The organism is Streptomyces sp. NPDC025784, from assembly GCF_055558435.1.
Genome location: NZ_JBVHMN010000025.1, coordinates 1 through 16,930, shown reverse-complemented (window position 1 = coordinate 16,930; position 16,930 = coordinate 1). Strand labels below are relative to the sequence as shown.

At 70.3% G+C, this 16,930-nt stretch carries 17 protein-coding genes and 1 pseudogene; 11 read left to right on the top strand and 7 right to left on the bottom strand.

Going from position 1 to position 16,930, the window contains the following annotated elements:
- Nucleotides 1–262: 262 nt before the first annotated feature.
- Nucleotides 263–1,513, top strand: coding sequence for an LPXTG cell wall anchor domain-containing protein (locus ACZ4IF_RS38795; RefSeq protein ID WP_467572053.1), 1,251 nt, complete (start codon nt 263–265; stop codon nt 1,511–1,513).
- 161 nt (nt 1,514–1,674) lie between these two features.
- On the opposite strand, the gene ACZ4IF_RS38790 is transcribed toward ACZ4IF_RS38795, so the two are convergent.
- From ACZ4IF_RS38790 to ACZ4IF_RS38780, 3 genes and pseudogenes are all read right to left on the bottom strand, one after another.
- A complete protein-coding gene (locus tag ACZ4IF_RS38790; RefSeq protein WP_467572049.1) occupies nt 1,675–2,145 on the bottom strand; it encodes a DUF6174 domain-containing protein in 471 nt (156 codons plus the stop codon).
- Between the two features lie 140 nt (nt 2,146–2,285).
- A pseudogene (locus ACZ4IF_RS38785) lies at nt 2,286–2,654 on the bottom strand (VOC family protein); the annotation flags it as partial.
- A gap of 119 nt (nt 2,655–2,773) precedes the next feature.
- Entirely contained in the window at nt 2,774–3,520 is a 747-nt protein-coding gene (locus tag ACZ4IF_RS38780) for a hypothetical protein (RefSeq protein WP_467572047.1), read from the bottom strand.
- A 205-nt stretch (nt 3,521–3,725) separates the two neighbouring features.
- Between ACZ4IF_RS38780 and ACZ4IF_RS38775 the strand changes: the two genes are divergently transcribed.
- From ACZ4IF_RS38775 to ACZ4IF_RS38765, 3 genes are read left to right on the top strand one after another with little or no spacing between them, the layout of a single operon-like run.
- Nucleotides 3,726–4,088: a DUF2089 domain-containing protein gene (locus ACZ4IF_RS38775; RefSeq protein WP_467572044.1), complete on the top strand. Its 363-nt coding sequence runs from the start codon at nt 3,726–3,728 to the stop codon at nt 4,086–4,088.
- The gene (locus tag ACZ4IF_RS38770) at nt 4,085–4,345 is read left to right on the top strand and encodes a hypothetical protein (RefSeq protein WP_467572041.1); all 261 of its coding nucleotides are present in this window, start codon (nt 4,085–4,087) and stop codon (nt 4,343–4,345) included. Before ACZ4IF_RS38775 ends, ACZ4IF_RS38770 begins: the two co-directional genes overlap by 4 nt.
- Nucleotides 4,346–4,368: 23 nt before the next feature.
- Nucleotides 4,369–4,800, top strand: coding sequence for an SHOCT-like domain-containing protein (locus ACZ4IF_RS38765; RefSeq protein ID WP_467572039.1), 432 nt, complete (start codon nt 4,369–4,371; stop codon nt 4,798–4,800).
- A 269-nt stretch (nt 4,801–5,069) separates the two neighbouring features.
- Here the strand turns inward: ACZ4IF_RS38765 and ACZ4IF_RS38760 are convergent, their stop codons facing one another.
- Complete coding sequence (locus ACZ4IF_RS38760) at nt 5,070–5,972, bottom strand: EamA family transporter (RefSeq protein ID WP_467572382.1); 903 nt, start codon at nt 5,970–5,972, stop codon at nt 5,070–5,072.
- A gap of 189 nt (nt 5,973–6,161) precedes the next feature.
- Complete coding sequence (locus ACZ4IF_RS38755; protein WP_467572036.1) at nt 6,162–7,097, bottom strand: LysR family transcriptional regulator; 936 nt, start codon at nt 7,095–7,097, stop codon at nt 6,162–6,164.
- Between the two features lie 153 nt (nt 7,098–7,250).
- On the opposite strand from ACZ4IF_RS38755, the gene ACZ4IF_RS38750 reads away from it, so the two are divergent.
- The 5 genes from ACZ4IF_RS38750 to ACZ4IF_RS38730 all read left to right on the top strand — a co-directional run bounded on the left by ACZ4IF_RS38750 (nt 7,251) and on the right by ACZ4IF_RS38730 (nt 12,807).
- A complete protein-coding gene (locus ACZ4IF_RS38750; RefSeq protein WP_467572033.1) occupies nt 7,251–8,507 on the top strand; it encodes an MFS transporter in 1,257 nt (418 codons plus the stop codon).
- 217 nt (nt 8,508–8,724) lie between these two features.
- Complete coding sequence (locus tag ACZ4IF_RS38745; RefSeq protein ID WP_467572030.1) at nt 8,725–9,531, top strand: endonuclease/exonuclease/phosphatase family protein; 807 nt, start codon at nt 8,725–8,727, stop codon at nt 9,529–9,531.
- A 273-nt stretch (nt 9,532–9,804) separates the two neighbouring features.
- A complete protein-coding gene (locus tag ACZ4IF_RS38740; RefSeq protein WP_467572027.1) occupies nt 9,805–11,301 on the top strand; it encodes an IMP dehydrogenase in 1,497 nt (498 codons plus the stop codon).
- 250 nt (nt 11,302–11,551) lie between these two features.
- Nucleotides 11,552–12,559, top strand: a complete 1,008-nt coding sequence (locus ACZ4IF_RS38735; protein ID WP_467572024.1) for a DNA polymerase Y family protein — start codon at nt 11,552–11,554, stop codon at nt 12,557–12,559.
- An 86-nt stretch (nt 12,560–12,645) separates the two neighbouring features.
- Nucleotides 12,646–12,807 (top strand): hypothetical protein, encoded by a 162-nt coding sequence (locus ACZ4IF_RS38730; RefSeq protein ID WP_467572021.1) that lies wholly within the window; start codon nt 12,646–12,648, stop codon nt 12,805–12,807.
- Nucleotides 12,808–13,161: 354 nt separating this feature from the next.
- Here ACZ4IF_RS38730 and ACZ4IF_RS38725 read toward each other — a convergent pair whose 3' ends face one another.
- A complete protein-coding gene (locus ACZ4IF_RS38725; protein ID WP_467572018.1) occupies nt 13,162–13,914 on the bottom strand; it encodes a TioE family transcriptional regulator in 753 nt (250 codons plus the stop codon).
- A gap of 58 nt (nt 13,915–13,972) precedes the next feature.
- Here ACZ4IF_RS38725 and ACZ4IF_RS38720 point away from each other — a divergent pair, with 58 nt between their 5' ends.
- Nucleotides 13,973–15,178 (top strand): erythromycin esterase family protein, encoded by a 1,206-nt coding sequence (locus tag ACZ4IF_RS38720; protein WP_467572015.1) that lies wholly within the window; start codon nt 13,973–13,975, stop codon nt 15,176–15,178.
- A 275-nt stretch (nt 15,179–15,453) separates the two neighbouring features.
- Here ACZ4IF_RS38720 and ACZ4IF_RS38715 read toward each other — a convergent pair whose 3' ends face one another.
- Nucleotides 15,454–16,296, bottom strand: a complete 843-nt coding sequence (locus tag ACZ4IF_RS38715; protein WP_467572012.1) for an alpha/beta fold hydrolase — start codon at nt 16,294–16,296, stop codon at nt 15,454–15,456.
- 61 nt (nt 16,297–16,357) lie between these two features.
- Here ACZ4IF_RS38715 and ACZ4IF_RS38710 point away from each other — a divergent pair, with 61 nt between their 5' ends.
- Nucleotides 16,358–16,834, top strand: coding sequence for a MarR family winged helix-turn-helix transcriptional regulator (locus ACZ4IF_RS38710; RefSeq protein WP_467572009.1), 477 nt, complete (start codon nt 16,358–16,360; stop codon nt 16,832–16,834).
- Nucleotides 16,835–16,930 lie beyond the last annotated feature (96 nt).

Below are 16,930 nucleotides of genomic sequence, written 5' to 3'. Positions count from 1 at the left end.
CCCGACACCCCCAGGGCCCGGCGGCAGCCGACCGGCTGGACTGCCGCCGACCTGGGGCTCCGATGCCTGTCGCCGCGCACGATCGTGCGGAGCTCACACTCGCCACCACCACGCCCCGCACGGTCTCCCCTTGCGGCGGTGTCCCACCTCTCCCTCTCCCCGAACAGCGGCACAACCCTTGAGGCCTTCCAGGTGTCCAAGACGTGACCGGACGGCGAACGTCCGGTCGCCTTGCTTCCTGTTTCGACGAGGAGACCCATCCGTGCGCCAGCACATTCGCACCTCGCACCTCCGCGTGTCGGCGGCCTGCGTGGCCGCTGCCGCGATCGCCGCGGTCGCTCCCGCGGTCGTCGCTTCCCCGGCCCATGCCGAGGAGGGCGAGCCCTCACTGGTGATCTCGAGCCTGCCGCGTACCTCGCCCAAGCCCGGTGAGGTGTACGACAAGTCCGTCGTCATCACCAACAAGGGCACCGCGGCAGCGGACGGCGTCACGTTCCGGGTCCGGCTGACGCGAGGGCTCGACTTCCCCGAGGAGGTCAAGGGCTGCACCTACTCGACCATCCAGGACCAGGTCAGGCAGGCCCTGTGCGAGCTCGACACCGTCATAGAGCCCGGCGCTTCCGTCGAAACCCCGGTCCGCTTCAAGGCGCTGCCCAACGCGTTGATGGAGGCCGTCCAGTACGGCACCTCCGCCACCGGCGAGGAGCCGGGCGAAGGGTTCAGCGACAGTCACCGACGGCTGACCCTGACCGCCGACAGCTCGGCCGACCTCGCCGCCGTCGGCGAGGACACCGAAGCCCTCGCGGGCAACAGCCAGTCCATCACCGTCAGGCTGCGCAACGAAGGCCCCGGCTGGATCCAGAACCAGGAGAGCGACGACCAGACGGCGCTCATGGTCCGGATCCCCAAGGACACCGTCGCCACTGAAGTCCCCAAGGAATGCGCTCCGTTCGGGATCGACGGCCCGAACGCCCCCGGAGGTACACCGGGCAAGTCCACCTACGTCTGCTGGCCCGCCGACTACACCATGGACGTCGGCGAGGAGCTCTTGTTCACGTTCATGCTGAGCATCGACGACGACGCACGGACCACCACCGGCTGGGTGAAGGCGACCTCCGCCTACGACATCCACCCGTTCTTCGACAAGAACCCCGCCAACGACAAGGACACGATCCGCGTCGCCATCCCCACCGACAACGAGGAGGACCCCACCACGGGCGGCTCCTCCACCGGCGGCGATTCGACCGACGGAGGATCCACCACGGGCGGCGGCAACCACCACGAGGGTCAGTCCACCGGCGGTTCAGGCGGCGGTACGGGCAGCACCGGCTCCACCTCGACCGGCACCTCGACGGGTGGGAGCTCCACCACCGGTACCGTCGACGGCAACCTGGCCAGCACCGGCTCCGACGGCACGCCGCTCATCGCCGCCGCCGCGGCCGCCACTGTCGCCCTCGGTGGCGGCCTCGTCCTGGCGGTACGTCGTCGGCGCGCGACCGCCAAGTCCTCCTGACGACACCCTGTCCGTGAGGCCGCGGATCTGATGACGCCCCGCCCTTGGGACCGACCGACGGAGCACCCGGCAGGATCGGGTCTCAGGGGTGCGGGGCCCGGCATCGGCGTCTGCGGCAGCCGCGCGGGCCACGGCGAGTGGCGGCCGGGGCCCGAGTCGGCTCAGCCCGCGCGGTACGCGCTGATGACGTACCGCGCTTCGTCGTCGATCGCGTTCTCGTCCGGGTCGAGTGAGATCCGCTCGGGGTGACCGTCCGCCGCGTACGCCACCTCGGCCGTATCGGCGTGGTCGCGCCGGGCCTGGTCCACCTGTTCGAGCAAGGCGCCGATGGTCGGCACCTCGTCGGGCATGCCTTTCACCACCCGTCGTCCGCTGTCGTCGAGGCCCACGGCCTGGGACACCTTTCCGCCTCGCACCGTGATCCGGAACGTTCCGATCAGGGAGCGCTCGCCCTCGCTCGACTCCAGCGTGTAGCTGTAGGACGAGGGTTCCTTCCAGGTGTTCACCGTGTTCTTCTGTCGGGCCGATCCCGTGACGGCGTCGTTGCCACAGGCCGAGGTCGACCACACCAGTGCGCCGGTGAGTACGACGACGGGAAGCGTGGCGCGTGGTCGGGGACGGCGGACGGTCATGTAGTCCTCCTTCGCGGTGGTCCGCCTCTATGACGCGGCCACGGCGCCGAACGTTCGCGCCGGTGGTGCTCGCCGACCCGGAGGGGAACGAGGTCTGCGTCCTTGCGGGCCGCCGCCTCTGAGTGGAGGCCCCACATCGCTCAGGACCGACGTCCGGTCGCCTCTTCGGCCGTACGGTCCGTCGGTAGCCGTCGGTTGAGCTGTTCGGCCCGTCCGACAACGACGCCCTCGGGGCCGCGGACGTGGCAGAGGCGATAGCTGTCCTCGAACTGAGCCACCTCGCCGACGAGTTCGGCGCCGTGCGTGCGCAGGCGGGCGATGACGTCATCGATGTCGTCGACGGCGAACATGACGCGACGGATGCCCAGCGTGTTCGCCGGCGCGTCCTTCGGCTCGGCGCTGATCGCCTTCGGCGTGTGGAACATCGCGAGCTCGATCCGGCCGTGGCTGTCCGGGGTCCGCAGCATGGCGATCTCCTGCCGGACGTCGTCGACCCCGATGACGCGCTCCACCCCGCGCTCCTCGGGTGCCACCCGTGAAGATCCAGGCCGGCGGCCCGCCCCGACCTGATCGGCAGTACGGCTGGGGTCCTTCCGGGGGCGCGACCGATACCGGCGTACTTGGTCTGTCAGCTCTCCGGCAGCACGAGCCACATCTCGGAGAAGGAGAGGCCGTGCCGGTGGTTCACCGTGCCGCAAGGGCAGCCCAGCGTGACCCGACGCCAGTCGCACGTCACCGTCCACGGACCGTCCTTGCCTCCGCACTCCGGACACACGACGGTGTCGGCTGCCCAGACCCCGCTCGCGGGTCTGGTGTAGCGACGGAACCTCCCCGTGTGCCGGGCCTTCCAGGGCTCCACCGGTGGTGTGAGCGGGGCGGTGCCAGGCGCCCTCGTCGCGACGAGGGCGCTGAACAGTGAGGTCAGCTCGGGAAGCAGGGCTTCGCCTGCCTCCGTCGGGGGCGCCGCGCCTTCCGCCGTCCCCGGCACGGGTCCGTACCTGGGGGCCGCGGCCGCAAGCGGTGGATTCGGGGCGGCGTGCCAAGGCAGCAGAGCGCGGGCGACGGCGGCCAGGAGGGCCGCGGCGGGCGGGCTGACGGCACCGGCGTCGAGGTGATGGACGGTCGTCCGGAGTATGCGTTGAAGCCGTCTGTCCCGGTCCGTCGCCCGGGTCCGCTCCGCCGTGCCTCGCCGGGCGGGGAGCGGGGCGGTGAGACGGGCGAGGACAGCCGCCACCGCTTCGGCGTCCGTCGCGGAGAGGCGCCACTCGCCCGAGGCGAGGAGCCGCCGGGCCCGCCGGGACTCCACGCTGAGCGCGCGCGTGGGCAGGGGGAGGGGGCGCGATGCTGTGCCCGGTTCTGCGTGCACGCCGGTCATTGGTTCTCTCCTCGCTCGCATCGGGCGCGGGGGTGCACGCATGCCGGGCCCGATGGTCCTGGCCGTCCGCGATTCTTGCAGGTCGCTACCGGTTCTTTCTCGAACTGAAGTCAATACTTAGAAAAATCAATTTTGATGCGTTGCCTCCTTAAAAAACTCAAGCTACAAATGAAGGGTGAGAGTCGCCGAAGGTAAGGGGCCGAGGGTGGACTGGCAGGAGCTGACGGACCTGACGCACGGACAGCCGTTCGTGGTCGAGCGGGTCCGCCTCACGGGCAGTGGTGTCGCGATCGAGGGACAGTTCGAGCCGCCGCAGCTGGCACAACTCGGCGTCGACGACCAGGTGTTCGTGGCCGCGTTCGTGCGGTCGCACGGGTCGATCAAGGAGATGGAGCGGATTTTCGGGGTGAGCTATCCGACGATCAAGGCCCGGCTGAAGCGGATCGCCGAGCAGCTTGACTTCGTCGACACCGACCCGGCGCCCACCGGCGCCGACGTCGTGGACCGCCTGCAGCGGGGAGAGATCACCGCCGAGGAGGCGCTCGCCGAGCTGGAGAGGTCCCGGTGATCCCGCAGTTGGTGACGGTCCGCTATCGCCGACCCGACGGCCGCAGGCGGCGTCTGTACGTCCCGGTCCTGCCGATCCTGCTGGTGCTCTCGCCTCTCGTGCTGCTCGCCGTCCTGGCCGGACTGGTCGCCTGCCGCGTCACCGGGGTGAGCCCGGTGGGCGCGCTGCGTGCCACCGGACACCTGGTGTGGGCGCTGCCCGGCACTCGGTTCGAGATCGAACAGGACCGCACGGTCGTACTGGTAACCGTCAGATGAGTCAGAGGACCAAGGAGCCAACGATGAACGAGCAGCGCCGTCAGGTCCTGCAGATGCTGGCCGAGGGCAAGATCACCGCGGACGAGGCCGAGCGGCTGATCGAGGCCCTCGAACGCCAACAGCCCGAGGCACCGCAGGGAACCGAGTCCCGTATCAAGGCCCGACCCAAGTATCTGCGCGTGGTCGTGAACGCGGCGGACGACTCGAGCGGCGACGGTCAGAGCCGGGTCAACATCCGGGTCCCGCTCCAACTGCTGCGCGCCGGAGTGCGGCTCACGAGCCTCATCCCTCCGCAGGCACTCACCAAAGTCAACGCGCAGTTGAACCAGTCGGGTGTACCGATCGACCTGGCCGAACTCAAGCCGCAGCACCTCGAGGAACTCATCGAGCAGATCGACGACCTCACCGTCGACGTCGACGACCCCGACGGCAAGGTGCGGATCTTCTGCGAGTGACGGCACCGCGACGTCGGACGCCGACGTCGACCATGGCGTCGGGCGTCCGCTGCGGTCGCCAAGTCGGCTGACTGTCAGACCGGTTGACAGTCGCGGCGTTCAACTCGAACGAGCAAGTAACCCAGTTGGCGCAGACGTCGTAGTTGTCCCAGCGCACACCCGCGGTGGGCGGCCTGGGCAGGGGAGCCGCCCGGGCGTGACACTCTTCCGTTCCCGGCGGTCAGATTCCGTTCCCGCGGTCGGACGTCCGAGTCGTCCGTTCGCAGCGGTCAGGCATCCGGGCGGCTGCCGCGTGCGGCGCCTGCCGACGCGGCCACCACGCACAGCACCGCGATCCACTGCGACCAGTACAGCGACTCCTGGAGCACGACGAGGCCGATGAGAGCTGCCATCGCCGGTTCGAGGCTCATCAGGATGCCGAACACACGCGGTGGGATCTTGCGCAGTGCTTCCAGGTCCAGCGAGTACGGGATCACCGACGACAACAGCGCCACGCCGAGCCCCGCGATCAGGACCCACGGCTGGGCCAGCGCCGTTCCGCTGTCGGCCACCCCGAACGGCACAGCCACCAGCGCCGCCACGGCCATCCCCAGGGCCAGGCCGTTGCCTTCCGTGGTGCGGCGGCCCAGCGCCGCTCCGACCAGGATGTACAGACCCCAGCAGGTTCCCGCGGCGAGGGCGAACAGCAGACCGGCGAGGTCGAGGTCGCCGCCTCCTTCCGTCAGCAGCACCACACCGCCCGCCGCGAGCACGGCCCAGAAGGCGTCCAGCCATCGTCTCGACCCGGCCAGAGCCACCGCCAGCGGCCCGAGGAACTCGACGGTCACCGCGATCCCCAGCGGGATCCGCGCCAGCGCCAGGTAGAAGCAGAGGTTCATCAGGCCGAGCGTCACGCCGTAGCCGAGTACCACGGTCCAGGTGCGACGGCTCATGCGCGGTGACGGCCGCCACCACAGCATCAGGACCGCCGCCGCGAAGAACAACCGCAACGCGACCGTCCCGAAGCTGCCCACTTCGGTGAACAGGTGCTTGGCCAAGGCCGAGCCCACCTGAACACTGACGATGCCCAGCAGAACCAGTGCCGTCGGCGGGATCGTGCCGAAGGAGCTTCCGGCCCGCGCGGTCGGAGAGGAACGGCGCGACGGGCCGAGTTCGCTCCTGTCGACATTCATGGTGGCCACGCGTGGATTGTCGGCGAACGGCCGTCGCACGGCACGTCATTTTCTCGGGCGTCCTCAGGCATCGGGCGCCGTCCGGGGCACCACGTCTCACCAACCCTGTGGGCGCAGAAGCCACTTGGGCGCTTCCGCAACCCGTCGGCGCGGCCGTTGCCCGGGTCTTCTGAGCCGAGGCGGCGGTGCTCAGCGCGGAACGACCCAGCTCGGCGTCCAGGTGCCGGCGTCGTCGTGGTCGGCCGTGGTGGCGGCGAGATGGGCGCGGAGCGTGGTCAGCGCCGGGTGGGGGTTGTCGCGGTGCCAGACGAGCGAGTGCGGGTACACGGGTGTCGGGTCGGTGACCGGGATGCGGCGCAGGCCGTGGCCGGCGGGCCAGACTAGGCGGGTCTGCCCGCCCATGAAGGTGGCCAGGGCGGGGGTGTCGGCGATGGTGTCGAGGAGCGCGTCGGAACCGAAGTTCGGGCCGGTCGCCTCGATGGTGAGGCCGAACTCGGCGACGAGATCGTCGTAGTAGGCGGCCCACTCGCTGCCGGGGACGATGCCGGGCATCCAGATCCGGTGTCCGGAGAGCCGGGCGAGGGGCACCGACCGGGCGGACGCCAGCGCGTGGGCGGGACCGGTGAGGAGCTGGAGCGGCTCGTCGAGCACCCGGACGGACTCGATGTCCTCGGGGAGAGGCCGGTCGGGCGCGGCGACGGCGCGGAAGGACGCGTCGATCGCACCGGACCTGATGGCGGTGACGGCCGCCTCGATGTCGAGCAGCATCACCACGTCGAGTTCGATCTCGGGGTACGCGCGGTGGAAGCCACGCATCAGGCCCGACGCCGCACCGCGCGAGGCGATCACGTCGACGCGCAGCGGACGGCGGCCGGTACGCACGGACGCGACGGCGCGCTCGGCGACGCGCAGCAGTTCGCGCGCGTGGGGCAGGAACGCCTGCCCGTCGATGGTGAGCTCGGCGCCGCGCGGTGTGCGGGCGAACAGCCGCACACCGAGGTTGCGCTCCAGCGCGGCGATGCGCTTGGAGACGGCCTGCTGGCTGACCGCCAGCTCGGCGGCGGCCTCCTGGAACCGTCCCGCGTCGGCGGCGGTGACGAAGGTCCGGACGGTGTCGAGGTCCATTCCGACACCCTACGGCTACAACCATTGGTTGTGGCGATCGACTCCGTGGTTGTTTGACCCCAGGTCACGGGGCTCGCTTTGATGCTTCCGATCGCGGATCGGTTGTGTGGATCGCGTATCGGCCGTGCGGATGAGTGGCGAAGGGTGTCGGGCATGAGGAGCGGGCACCGGCTGGGGCGGCCGTTCGGGTGGCTCTGGGGAGCGTACGGGACCAGCGCGCTCGGCACATGGCTGGCCTTCGGCGCGTTCCCGCTGATCGCCATCCGGGTCCTGCACTCCGGGCCGGCCGCGGTCGCCGCGCTCTCCTCCGTGGGAGCGGCGGTCGGGGCGGCCGTGGCGGTGCCGCTCGGCCCGTGGGTCGAGTTCCGCCGCAAGCGGCAGGTGCTGATCGCGATGGATCTGGTCCGCTGCGCGGCACTGCTGACGATCCCCGCCGCGTTCGCGCTCGGCGTGCTCACCTTTTTACAGCTCCTGCTGGTCTCGGTCGTCGTCGCCGCGGCCGACATCGCCTTCCGCGCGGCCTCCGGCGCGTACCTGAAGACGCTGCTGTCGGCCGAGGACCTGCTCGTCGCCAACGCCCGGTTCGAGTCGACGGCCTGGACGACCACGATCATCGGACCGCCGCTGGGCGGCGCGGCGATCGGGCTCCTCGGGCCGGTGGCGACGGTGGTGGCCGACGCGGTCAGCTATCTGCTCTCGGCCCTGGGCATCCGCGCGACGGGCGGGCACGAGCCCCGGCCCGGGCGCGGGGAGGCCGCGCGTATGCGGGCCGGGGACCTCCTGGACGGCTGGCGCCACATCCTCGCCGACACGACACTGCGTCCGCTGTTCTTCAACACCGCCTTGTTCAACGGCCTGGTCATGGCCACCCAGCCGCTGCTGGCCGTCCTGATGCTCGGCCGGCTCGGGTTCGCACCGTGGCAGTACGGCCTCGCCTTCGCCGCGCCCGCGATCGGCGGGCTGCTCGGTTCGCGGCTGGCCCGGCCGCTCGTCACCCGCTTCGGCCGGAGTCAGGTCCTGGTCCTGGCCGGGGCACTACGCGCGATCTGGCCCATCGGCCTGACCTTCCTGGGGCCGGGCACCGGAGGGCTGCTCCTGGTGATGGGCGTCGAACTCGGGCTCATTTTCTTCTGTGGGGTCTTCAACCCCGTCTACACCACCTACCGCCTCGAACGCACCGCGAACGACCGCGTCGCCCGCACACTGACCGCCTGGGCGGTGACGACCAAAGCCTCGACCGCGCTCCTGACGGCCCTCTGGGGCGTGCTGGGCGGCCTGCTCGGCCCGCGCACGGCCATCGGCCTGGCCGGGGTGCTCCTGCTGGCGACCCCGCTGCTGCTCCCGCGGCGCGCGTCGGCGCAACTCTCGGAGCCGGACTCAAGGGCAGAGCCGGAGCCGAGCCGCACCTGACCACCGCCGCCCCCTCCGCAGGCGCGGAAGGAGGATGTTCCCGACATGCGGACGACTTGGCGGGGCGGAACTCGTCGGTCGTGCGCGACAGGCAGCGCACGTACCGTCGACCGCCCGTGTCATACCCTCGTTGACGGAGACGCCATGTGATGCCCTGGGCATCAACTCTGGGGAGGCGATGATGCTCGGAAGGGGCACGCGGTTACTCGCGGGCGCCATGGCCGCTCTCTGTCTGCTGCTCATCGGCCCCAGCGCACCCGGCGGTGCCCCCGTCGCCAAGCCGCTTCCGGTCGACGCCGCCACGGGCGTCGTACCGAACCGGGTCATGACATGGAACATCTGCAATCCCTGCAATCGGAGCGGGCAGAATCTCGGCCGCGCCATGGAGATCGCCACGTATGCGCCGCAGGTCGTCGGCCTGCAAGAAGCCTGTGTGCGTGACGTCGAGAAGATCCGGGAGTACCTGGAGAACTTCTACGGGCTGGTGTACCACGTCGAGTACGGGTCGGTTCTCCGGAATTGGGGCCGCTGCGGGGGATGGCCCTGGCACCCGGGGGGCTTCGGTCAGGCGATCCTCTCGGCGGCACCGATGACGGACCGCGTGACTGTCGAATACCCCGACGGCGGATCCGAGGACCGCGGGTACATGGCGGTCACCACCACGGTGAGCGGCCGGTCCGTCCGCGTCTTCGACACCCACCTCGCCCAGCGGCGTCAAGAAGCAGTCCGCGCGGACCAGATCGGCGTACTCGCCGCGGAAGTCGCCCGGCACGACCGCGCGATCGTTCTCGGTGACTTCAATTCCGTGCCGGACGCCCCCGAACTCGGCCGGATGTGGCCCTTGGCAGCGGACGCGGACCCTCAGTGCCGTCCGTCGCCCGCCGACGCCTGCGAGCCGACCACCGACTGGTACAGCAAGTTCGACTACGTCTTCCTGCGAGGCATCGCCCCGCTCGCCCACCGAGTGCATGCCAGCCCGTACTCGGACCACCATCTGCTGTACGCCGACCTGGGCGCGACCTAGCCTTCGGGGAGACCCGGCCGAGGAACTGATGCACCCGATGAGGGGTGTTGGCGACCGGCGAGGGGTCACGATTCGTGCGGCAGCCGCGTTGATCGATAGGGTGCGGTGTCACGACCGCACCCCGTTCGATCCACGGGCCGGTCAGGGCTCTGCCGCAGTCGGTGGCACCTCCACGGCTGCCGTGCCGATCTCTGCCTGCCCGGGCCCTGGGACACGGGGGCGATCCTCACGGCGGGGGCAGTCGGGCCCCGGCCGACGGGTCAGGAGGAACGAGTGGCACAGATCATCGCCGAGGTCTCACGGACGTTCAACGAGTTTCTGCTCCTGCCGAACCGGACCCGGACCGACTGCTCGGTCGCGACGGTCGAGCTGCGCGCGCCCCTGGTACGGCACATCGCAGGCGAGGCGTCGGCGATCGAGCTGCGGTCCCCCTTCACGTCCGCGATCATGCAGGCTGTCAGCACACCAGAGCTGGCGATCGCGCTCGCGCGCAAAGGCGGTCTCAGCTTCCTGCACCACAATCAGCCGATCCAGGACCAGGCCGCAGCGGTCCGCCAGGTGAAGAACTTCAAGGCCGGATTCGTCACCAGCGACACGAACGTCCGTCCCGGCGACAGCCTGAGCGTCCTGGTCGACGTCATGCGCCGCACCGGCCACAGCACCGCCGCGGTCACCCACGACGGGACCGCCACCGGCCGGCTGCTCGGCCTGGTGACCTCCCGGGACTTCCACCCCCAGCGCCACGACCTGGACGGCCCGGTCAGCGGACGCATGACGGGTGTCGCCGACCTGGCGCCCGCCGGGCCCGACATCACGTTGTCCGAGGCCAACGCGCGGTTGTGGGACGAGCGGCTGGACTGCCTCCCGGTGCTCGACGCCGAGGGCCACCTGCAGCATCTGGTGTTCCGTTCCGACTACGCGGACAACAAGCGTTTCCCGAACCAGGTCGTGGACGGTGCCAAGCGACTGCGCGTCGGCGCGGGTATCAACACCCACGACTATCAGGAGCGCGTCCCCGCCCTGCTGGAGGCAGGTGTGGACGTGCTGTGCTTCGACTCGTCCGACGGCTACAGCGACTGGCAGGCGAAAGCTCTGACCTGGGTGAAGAAGCACTACCCGGAGGTCCCGGTCGGCGGCGGCAACGTGGTCGACGGCGAGGCCTTCACCTTCCTCGCCGAGGCGGGGGCGGACTTCGTCAAGGTCGGCGTGGGCGGCGGTTCCATCTGCATCACCCGGGACCAGAAGGGCATCGGCCGCGGCCAGGCCAGCGCCGTGCTGGACGTCGCGGCGGCCCGGGACGCCTTCCGTGAGCGCACCGGCGAGTACGTGCCGATCTGCTCCGACGGCGGGCTGGTGCACGACTACCACGTCTCCCTGGCGCTCGCGATGGGAGCCGACTTCGTCATGATGGGGCGGTACTTCGCCCGCTTCGACCAGGCGGCCGGCGCGAAGCTGCCCACGCGTGACGGCTTCGTGAAGGAGTACTGGGGCGAGGGCTCGAACCGGGCCCGCAACTGGCAGCGCTACGGACAGGGAGGCCAGGGGCTGGTCTTCGAGGAAGGCGTGGACGGCCACGTCCCCTATGCGGGCGACCTGAACGAAGGGCTCGCCCTGACCATCGCCAAGCTCAAGGCCACGATGGTCTCCTGCGGCTCCACCACTCTGCCGGAGTTCCAGTCCACGGCCCGGCTGACCCTCGTCTCGGACCAGAGCTTCCAGGAGAGCCACGCCAACGTCACGGTGCGGGAAGCCCCGGCGTCGGTCTCCTGACAAGTCGCCGGAGTCCGGCAGAGGGGTTCCTGGTCGAAGGGGAACAGCGGACCCGCACCGCGTACGGCCCGTGGCTGGAGTGCGGAAGGCATTCGAGTTCTCCGTGAACCGGCCGGAACGGCCGTGGAGCTCGCGACCTGTCGCGCTCCGCCCGCGGGCGACTACACATCGTCACAGTCGTGATCGTCGGCCTTCGCGCTCGCGTGTTCGAATTTATGTTCGATATCGTGTGGACGGAGGTGAGCGCGAGATGACGACGCGGTCGACGGAGGACCGGCAGGGCGTGGTGATGCATGTGCGTTGCCCCGACCGGCTGTCGGAGGACACGTACCGTCAGGTGCTGGAGTTGCTGGCGGAGCTGTCGCCGGTGGTGCAGGCGCTGCCGCCCACCGCGGCCCTGGTGGACCTGCGCGGAGCGCTGCGCTATCACGGCGCCACCGCACGCCGGCTGGCGGAGGTGCTCCGCGTCAGGGCGATCGCCCGCCTCGGCGTCGATGTCCGGGTCGGTATCGGTCCCACCGTCACGGTCGCCGCGACCGCCTCCGCCCAGGTGCCGGGCCCCGGCGGCGTCCTCGCCGTCGACGCCGAACAGGCCGCCGGCTGGCTGGCGGGCCTGCCGGTCGAAGCCCTGCACGGCATCGGCCCACGGCAGGCGGCCGTCCTGATCGACTACGGCATCCACTCGGTGGGCCTGCTCGCCTCGATCCCGCCGGCCACCGTGCAGCGCCTGCTCGGTGGCAAGGCGGGACGCCTCGCCACCGACCGGGCCCGTGGCGTCGACCCCCGCGCCGTCGTCCCGCGCGCGCTGCCCCCGACGGCCATCGTGCGCTGCTCGTTCGACCGGCACACCCTGGACGGCGCCACGGTGCGTGCCGCCCTGCTCGACCTGGTGGTGCAACTGGGGTCCCGGCTCCGCGGTCGCGATCAGGCCGCCCGCGCCCTCACCCTGACGCTCAAGTTCGCCGGCCGAAGCACCTGGGAGAAGACCCGGCGTCTGCGCGAGCCGTCCGCGCACGACGAGGACCTGCGCCGTCTCGCCTACCAGCTGATGGATGCCGCAGGCCTGCAACGCGGCCGTCTGACCGGCCTCGCCCTGAAGGCCGAGGATCTGACCGCCGCCGACCAGGTCGCCGAGCAGATCAGTCTCGACACCGGGCGAGAGGCCCGCCTGGTCGCCGAAACCGCCATCGACCGGGTCCGCGACAAGTTCGGCGCCCGTGTCATCGGACCCGCGGCCGTCTACCGCCGCGCCTCATGACTCCCGAATGAGGGTCGGCAGCGCCGGAGTGTGCGGAAACTGGGACAGGTCGGCTCACGGCGGAGACACAAGACCGATCCCGCCGTGTGACGCGCGATCAGGCAGGGATGAAACTGGGCCACCAGGAAGGCACGTTCCCCGGGCACGACGGGTCCGGATACGAGTCCGCCATGCCGAGCCACGTCACCAGGAACCATGTGAACCACACGCTGAAGACGATCCCCGCAGCCAGTGCCGCACGCCTGTGACGCCTTCCCAGCGTGCCGTGCAACACGACCCACGGAACGGCTGCCGCGAGCCATATGAGGGGGGCGAGGAAGAGCAAAGTCGCGCTGTCGGCACCGGCGTTGACGCCGACGTCGCACGAAGCCCACACCCGCCCGACGGCGACGACGGAGACCACCGAGGTCACACCCGCGAAAAAGACGCCGAACAGAACTCCTGCGGACCAGGGTCCTCGAGGACTCGACGGCCCCGCTTCCATCTTCCGTCTCCCGTCGTCGTAGAGGCGGAGACTACCAACGACTCGGTCACGAACCCCTGCACCCGCATCCCGGAGCCGCCGTGGGCGGATGAGCCCAGGGCCGAGGCACTCGCAGACCTCATGCAGGTCGCTCGCGCAGGTACGCCTCCAACTCGCCTGCCCCGGCCAGCATCGCCCGCCCGCGGGCGGACAGCCGGTCACGCCAGTCGCGCAGCGCGGCTTCGAGCGGCTCCAGCCCGCCGGCGGCTCGCACCTGGGCGATCAGCGGGGCGATCTGTTCCAAGAGGTAGCCGCCCCGCCGGAGTTGGTGGGCAAGCCGCGCGTCCCTGACATCCGCCTCGTCGTACACGCGATACCCGGTCTGCGGGTCGCGCCGGGGGCTCACCAGTCCTGCCTGCTCCCATTTGCGCAGCGTCGCCGGCCGGACACCGAGCTTCCCGGCCAGCGGCCCGATGAACGTGCCGCCGGACCCGGACATCACGGCCGGCTCGGAGTCCATGTCGGCTTCGGACGCCGTGATGGGCGCCAGACCACGCAGTGCGCTCTCCACGGCCTGGAGGGTTCGGCGGTCGTCGAGGAGCTGGGCATGGCTCTCGTCGATGAGCCGGAACGCCTCCTCGGTCGATCCGTCGTTCACCGCCCGCATGATCGCCGTCGCCGTCCGGTGTCCGTGTCCGGGTACCAGGGCGAGGAACGCGCGCAGTGCCCCCGCGTGCAGCGAGGTGTAGGTGCGATAGCCGTGGGGCGTGCGGTCGGCGACCGGAAGGATGCCGGCCACCTCGTAATTCCTGACGGCCTGCGTGGACAGGCCGTGCGCGCGGGCCAGGTCGACCGGCCTGAGGTGTCTGTCGTTTTGAGGGTTACGACCCATCGCCCTGCCGATATCGTAGAAAAGTTTCAACCGAGGGTTCAACGATAGCGTTGAGGGCATGGACATCGACATCACGGACACCGCCCATGCCGTCGAGGCCTCCGCCGTCATGAAGCTGCTCCCGGCCCGACCGCGGCTGCTCGCCCTCGGCGAGCCCACCCATGGCGAGGACACACTCCTCGAACTGCGCAACGAACTGTTCCGGCAACTCGTCGAGCAGGAGGGCTATCGGACGATCGCCATCGAGAGCGACTGCATCAAGGGCCTGATCGTGGACGACTACGTCACCTCGGGAATCGGCAGCCTCGACGACGTCATGGAGCGCGGCTTCAGCCACACCTGGTTCAACACCTCCGCGCCCAATCGCGAGTTGGTGCGCTGGATGCGCGCATACAACGACGCCCGGCCCGCATCCGAACAGGTCCACTTCGCCGGTATCGACGGCCCGCTGGAGATGACCGAGGCCGCCGGCCCCCGCCAGGCCCTCACCGCACTCCACGACTACCTCGCGGCCCGGGTGGACGCGGACCTGCTCCCCTGCACCGCGGACACGCTCGACCGCCTCCTCGGCGCCGACGACCGGTGGACCGATCCCGCCGCGATGACGGAACCGGACCGGTCCGTGGGACAGTCGGCCGAGGCCAAGGAACTGCGGCTGTACGCGGACGACTTGGTGGCGCTGCTCGATGAGCACACCCCGCACCTGATCGCGGTCTCGTCGCCGCAGGACCATGAGCGGGCACGGCTTTACGCACGCACCGCCGTGGGCCTGCTGCGCTACCACCACTGGATGGCCGACACCTCACCGAGCCGCATGACACGGCTGGTGGGTCTGCGCGATGCGATGATGGCCGACAACCTCCTCGCCATTGCCCAGCGGGCCCCGGCACTGGTGCACGCCCACAACGGCCACCTCCAGCGAGACAAGAGCACGATGCGGATGAGCGGCCGCCCGCTGCAGTGGTGGAGCGCCGGCGCGCTCGCCGGCGCCCACCTGGGCGAGAGGTACGGCTTCCTCGCCATGGCTCTCGGCACGATCCGGCACCAGGGAGTGGACACCCCACCGCCGGACACCGTCGAAGGTCTCCTGTACGCACTTCCGGAGGACCGCCGCCTCGTCGACGCCCCCCGGCTCGCCACCGTCCTCGGCGACAGGCGACCCGCCCCTCGCGTCTCCCCCTACTTCGGCTACGCCCCACTCGACCCGGCCCATCTGGCGGGCAACGACGGGATCGTGTTCGTCAAGGACGTCCCGCAGCGCTAGCGCTGTCCGGCAGCAGGCAGGGCTGTCTGCGCACCTCGTGTCCGCGGGAGGCGATCCCGGCAGGCGGCCGCGCCGCTGAGGCACGTTCGGCCCATGACGCACTTCACGGACTCCGCCCGGGTGGCGCGGTGAGTGGTTGGTGGCCCTGCTGGAGGAACGCACCCGCAGGGAGGTCGACGCGAACGTGCTGCGCGGTGCCTTTCCACTTCGCGTCCCCGGATGTCCCCGATGACGAGGCTCCACGCCGGCGGACACTCCGGTCGGGCCCCTGACGTTCAGGGGCGGGCGGACAGTTCCTGCTCCAGGCCGTTGAGGAAGTCGGTGACGATCCGGGTGTACTCGTCGGGCCGGTCGAGGTTGGGGAAGTGGGCGGCGTCGTCGATCGCGGCCGTCCGGCCTCGTGGTGCCGTGAGGGCTATGGAATCGGCCATGGCGCGGAGCTCGGGTGCGTCTTGTGCGCCGTTCAGGGCGAGTACGGGGACGGTGATGTGGCCGGCCCGGGTGCGGAGGTCCTTGACCGGGACGTGGTGATCGGGTTCGTCGAGCGTGTGCTTGCCGATGGTCCGCTGGCGCATCTCGCGCAGGCGTGTGTAGACCTCGGGCCGGACCGCGTCCCGCGGGCGCTCGGGGCCGTGCGCCCAGGCGTCGCTCGCGTCGTGCCAGGCCGCGATGTCACCGGAGGCCAGGGCGTTGAACTGGGCGTTCTGGAATTGCCTGGACCACGACTCGGTGAACTCGTATTCGTTCGTGCCGCCGCCGGAGATGACCAGAGCCCGGACGAGCTCGGGGTGTTCCAGCGCGGTGGCCACGGCGAGCACCGCGCCCATGGAGACGCCGACGAGGACGGCGGGGCCGGTGTCCAGGTGGCGCAGCAGCTCGGCGAGATCGTCGGCCTGCCGGAACGGGCGGCTCGCGTTGGCGGACCGTCCGTGGCCGCGGGCGTCGGGCGTGATCACGCGGAACTCCCTTGAGAGCGCCGGGACTTGCTCGTCGAACATGGTGTGGTCGACGAAACTGGCGTGCAGCAGCACGACGGGCAGGCCGGTGCCGCCGGTGTCGCGGTAGGCGAGGTCGCCGTCGGAGGATGCGAAGAAGCGGAGGTCGGACTCTGAAGTCATGACAACCAAGTTGTCATAGACCGCGCTGGATGACAACTGGATTGTCATTTATCATCGGTGTGTGAGTGATGAAGAACGCCCACTGTCGCCCGACGAGGCGGGGCCGCGGCTGATGGAGATCTTCGCCCTGATCGGACCGCTCTACCGGCGTGTTCAACGGAAGATCGAACAGGACGCCGCGGGGCAGGACCTGTCGGTGGGAGTCCGCGCGGTGCTCGATCTCCTGCGCGAGCACGGGCCGATGACGGTTCCCCAAATGGGCCGGGCGCAGTCGATCAGCCGTCAGTTCGTCCAGCGGATGGTCAACGACGCGGCGGCGAGCGGTCTGGTGGAGGCCGTGCCGAACCCGGCGCATGCGCGGTCCTCGCTGATCCGGCTGACCGACAGCGGCGGCACGACGATCGAGGCCGTCGTCGCCCGGGAACACGCGCTGCTGCGAGAGGCGGCGGACGATCTCACCACCGCCGACGTGGACACCTGCGTCCGAGTGCTCAGCCGGATGCTCACCCTTTTCGACGACGTCGACATCAACAGCTAGACCCAATACCGGTGATTTAGGCGGTTTTCTGGCCTCTGCTAGTTGTTTTGGTGGGCGGGACCAGTGTGATTGCCGCGGTGGGTGGTCGGGGCGGGT

Bases quoted from the DNA above. Each gene is read 5' to 3' on its own strand.
- ACZ4IF_RS38760 (WP_467572382.1), bottom strand. From the start codon at position 5,972: ATGAATGTCGACAGGAGCGAACTCGGCCCGTCGCGCCGTTCCTCTCCG.
- ACZ4IF_RS38750 (WP_467572033.1), top strand. From the start codon at position 7,251: ATGAGGAGCGGGCACCGGCTGGGGCGGCCGTTCGGGTGGCTCTGGGGA.
- ACZ4IF_RS38780 (WP_467572047.1), bottom strand. From the start codon at position 3,520: ATGACCGGCGTGCACGCAGAACCGGGCACAGCATCGCGCCCCCTCCCC.
- ACZ4IF_RS38725 (WP_467572018.1), bottom strand. From the start codon at position 13,914: ATGGGTCGTAACCCTCAAAACGACAGACACCTCAGGCCGGTCGACCTG.
- ACZ4IF_RS38765 (WP_467572039.1), top strand. From the start codon at position 4,369: ATGAACGAGCAGCGCCGTCAGGTCCTGCAGATGCTGGCCGAGGGCAAG.
- ACZ4IF_RS38735 (WP_467572024.1), top strand. From the start codon at position 11,552: ATGACGACGCGGTCGACGGAGGACCGGCAGGGCGTGGTGATGCATGTG.
- ACZ4IF_RS38790 (WP_467572049.1), bottom strand. From the start codon at position 2,145: ATGACCGTCCGCCGTCCCCGACCACGCGCCACGCTTCCCGTCGTCGTA.
- ACZ4IF_RS38715 (WP_467572012.1), bottom strand. From the start codon at position 16,296: ATGACTTCAGAGTCCGACCTCCGCTTCTTCGCATCCTCCGACGGCGAC.
- ACZ4IF_RS38745 (WP_467572030.1), top strand. From the start codon at position 8,725: ATGGCCGCTCTCTGTCTGCTGCTCATCGGCCCCAGCGCACCCGGCGGT.
- ACZ4IF_RS38720 (WP_467572015.1), top strand. From the start codon at position 13,973: ATGGACATCGACATCACGGACACCGCCCATGCCGTCGAGGCCTCCGCC.
- ACZ4IF_RS38755 (WP_467572036.1), bottom strand. From the start codon at position 7,097: ATGGACCTCGACACCGTCCGGACCTTCGTCACCGCCGCCGACGCGGGA.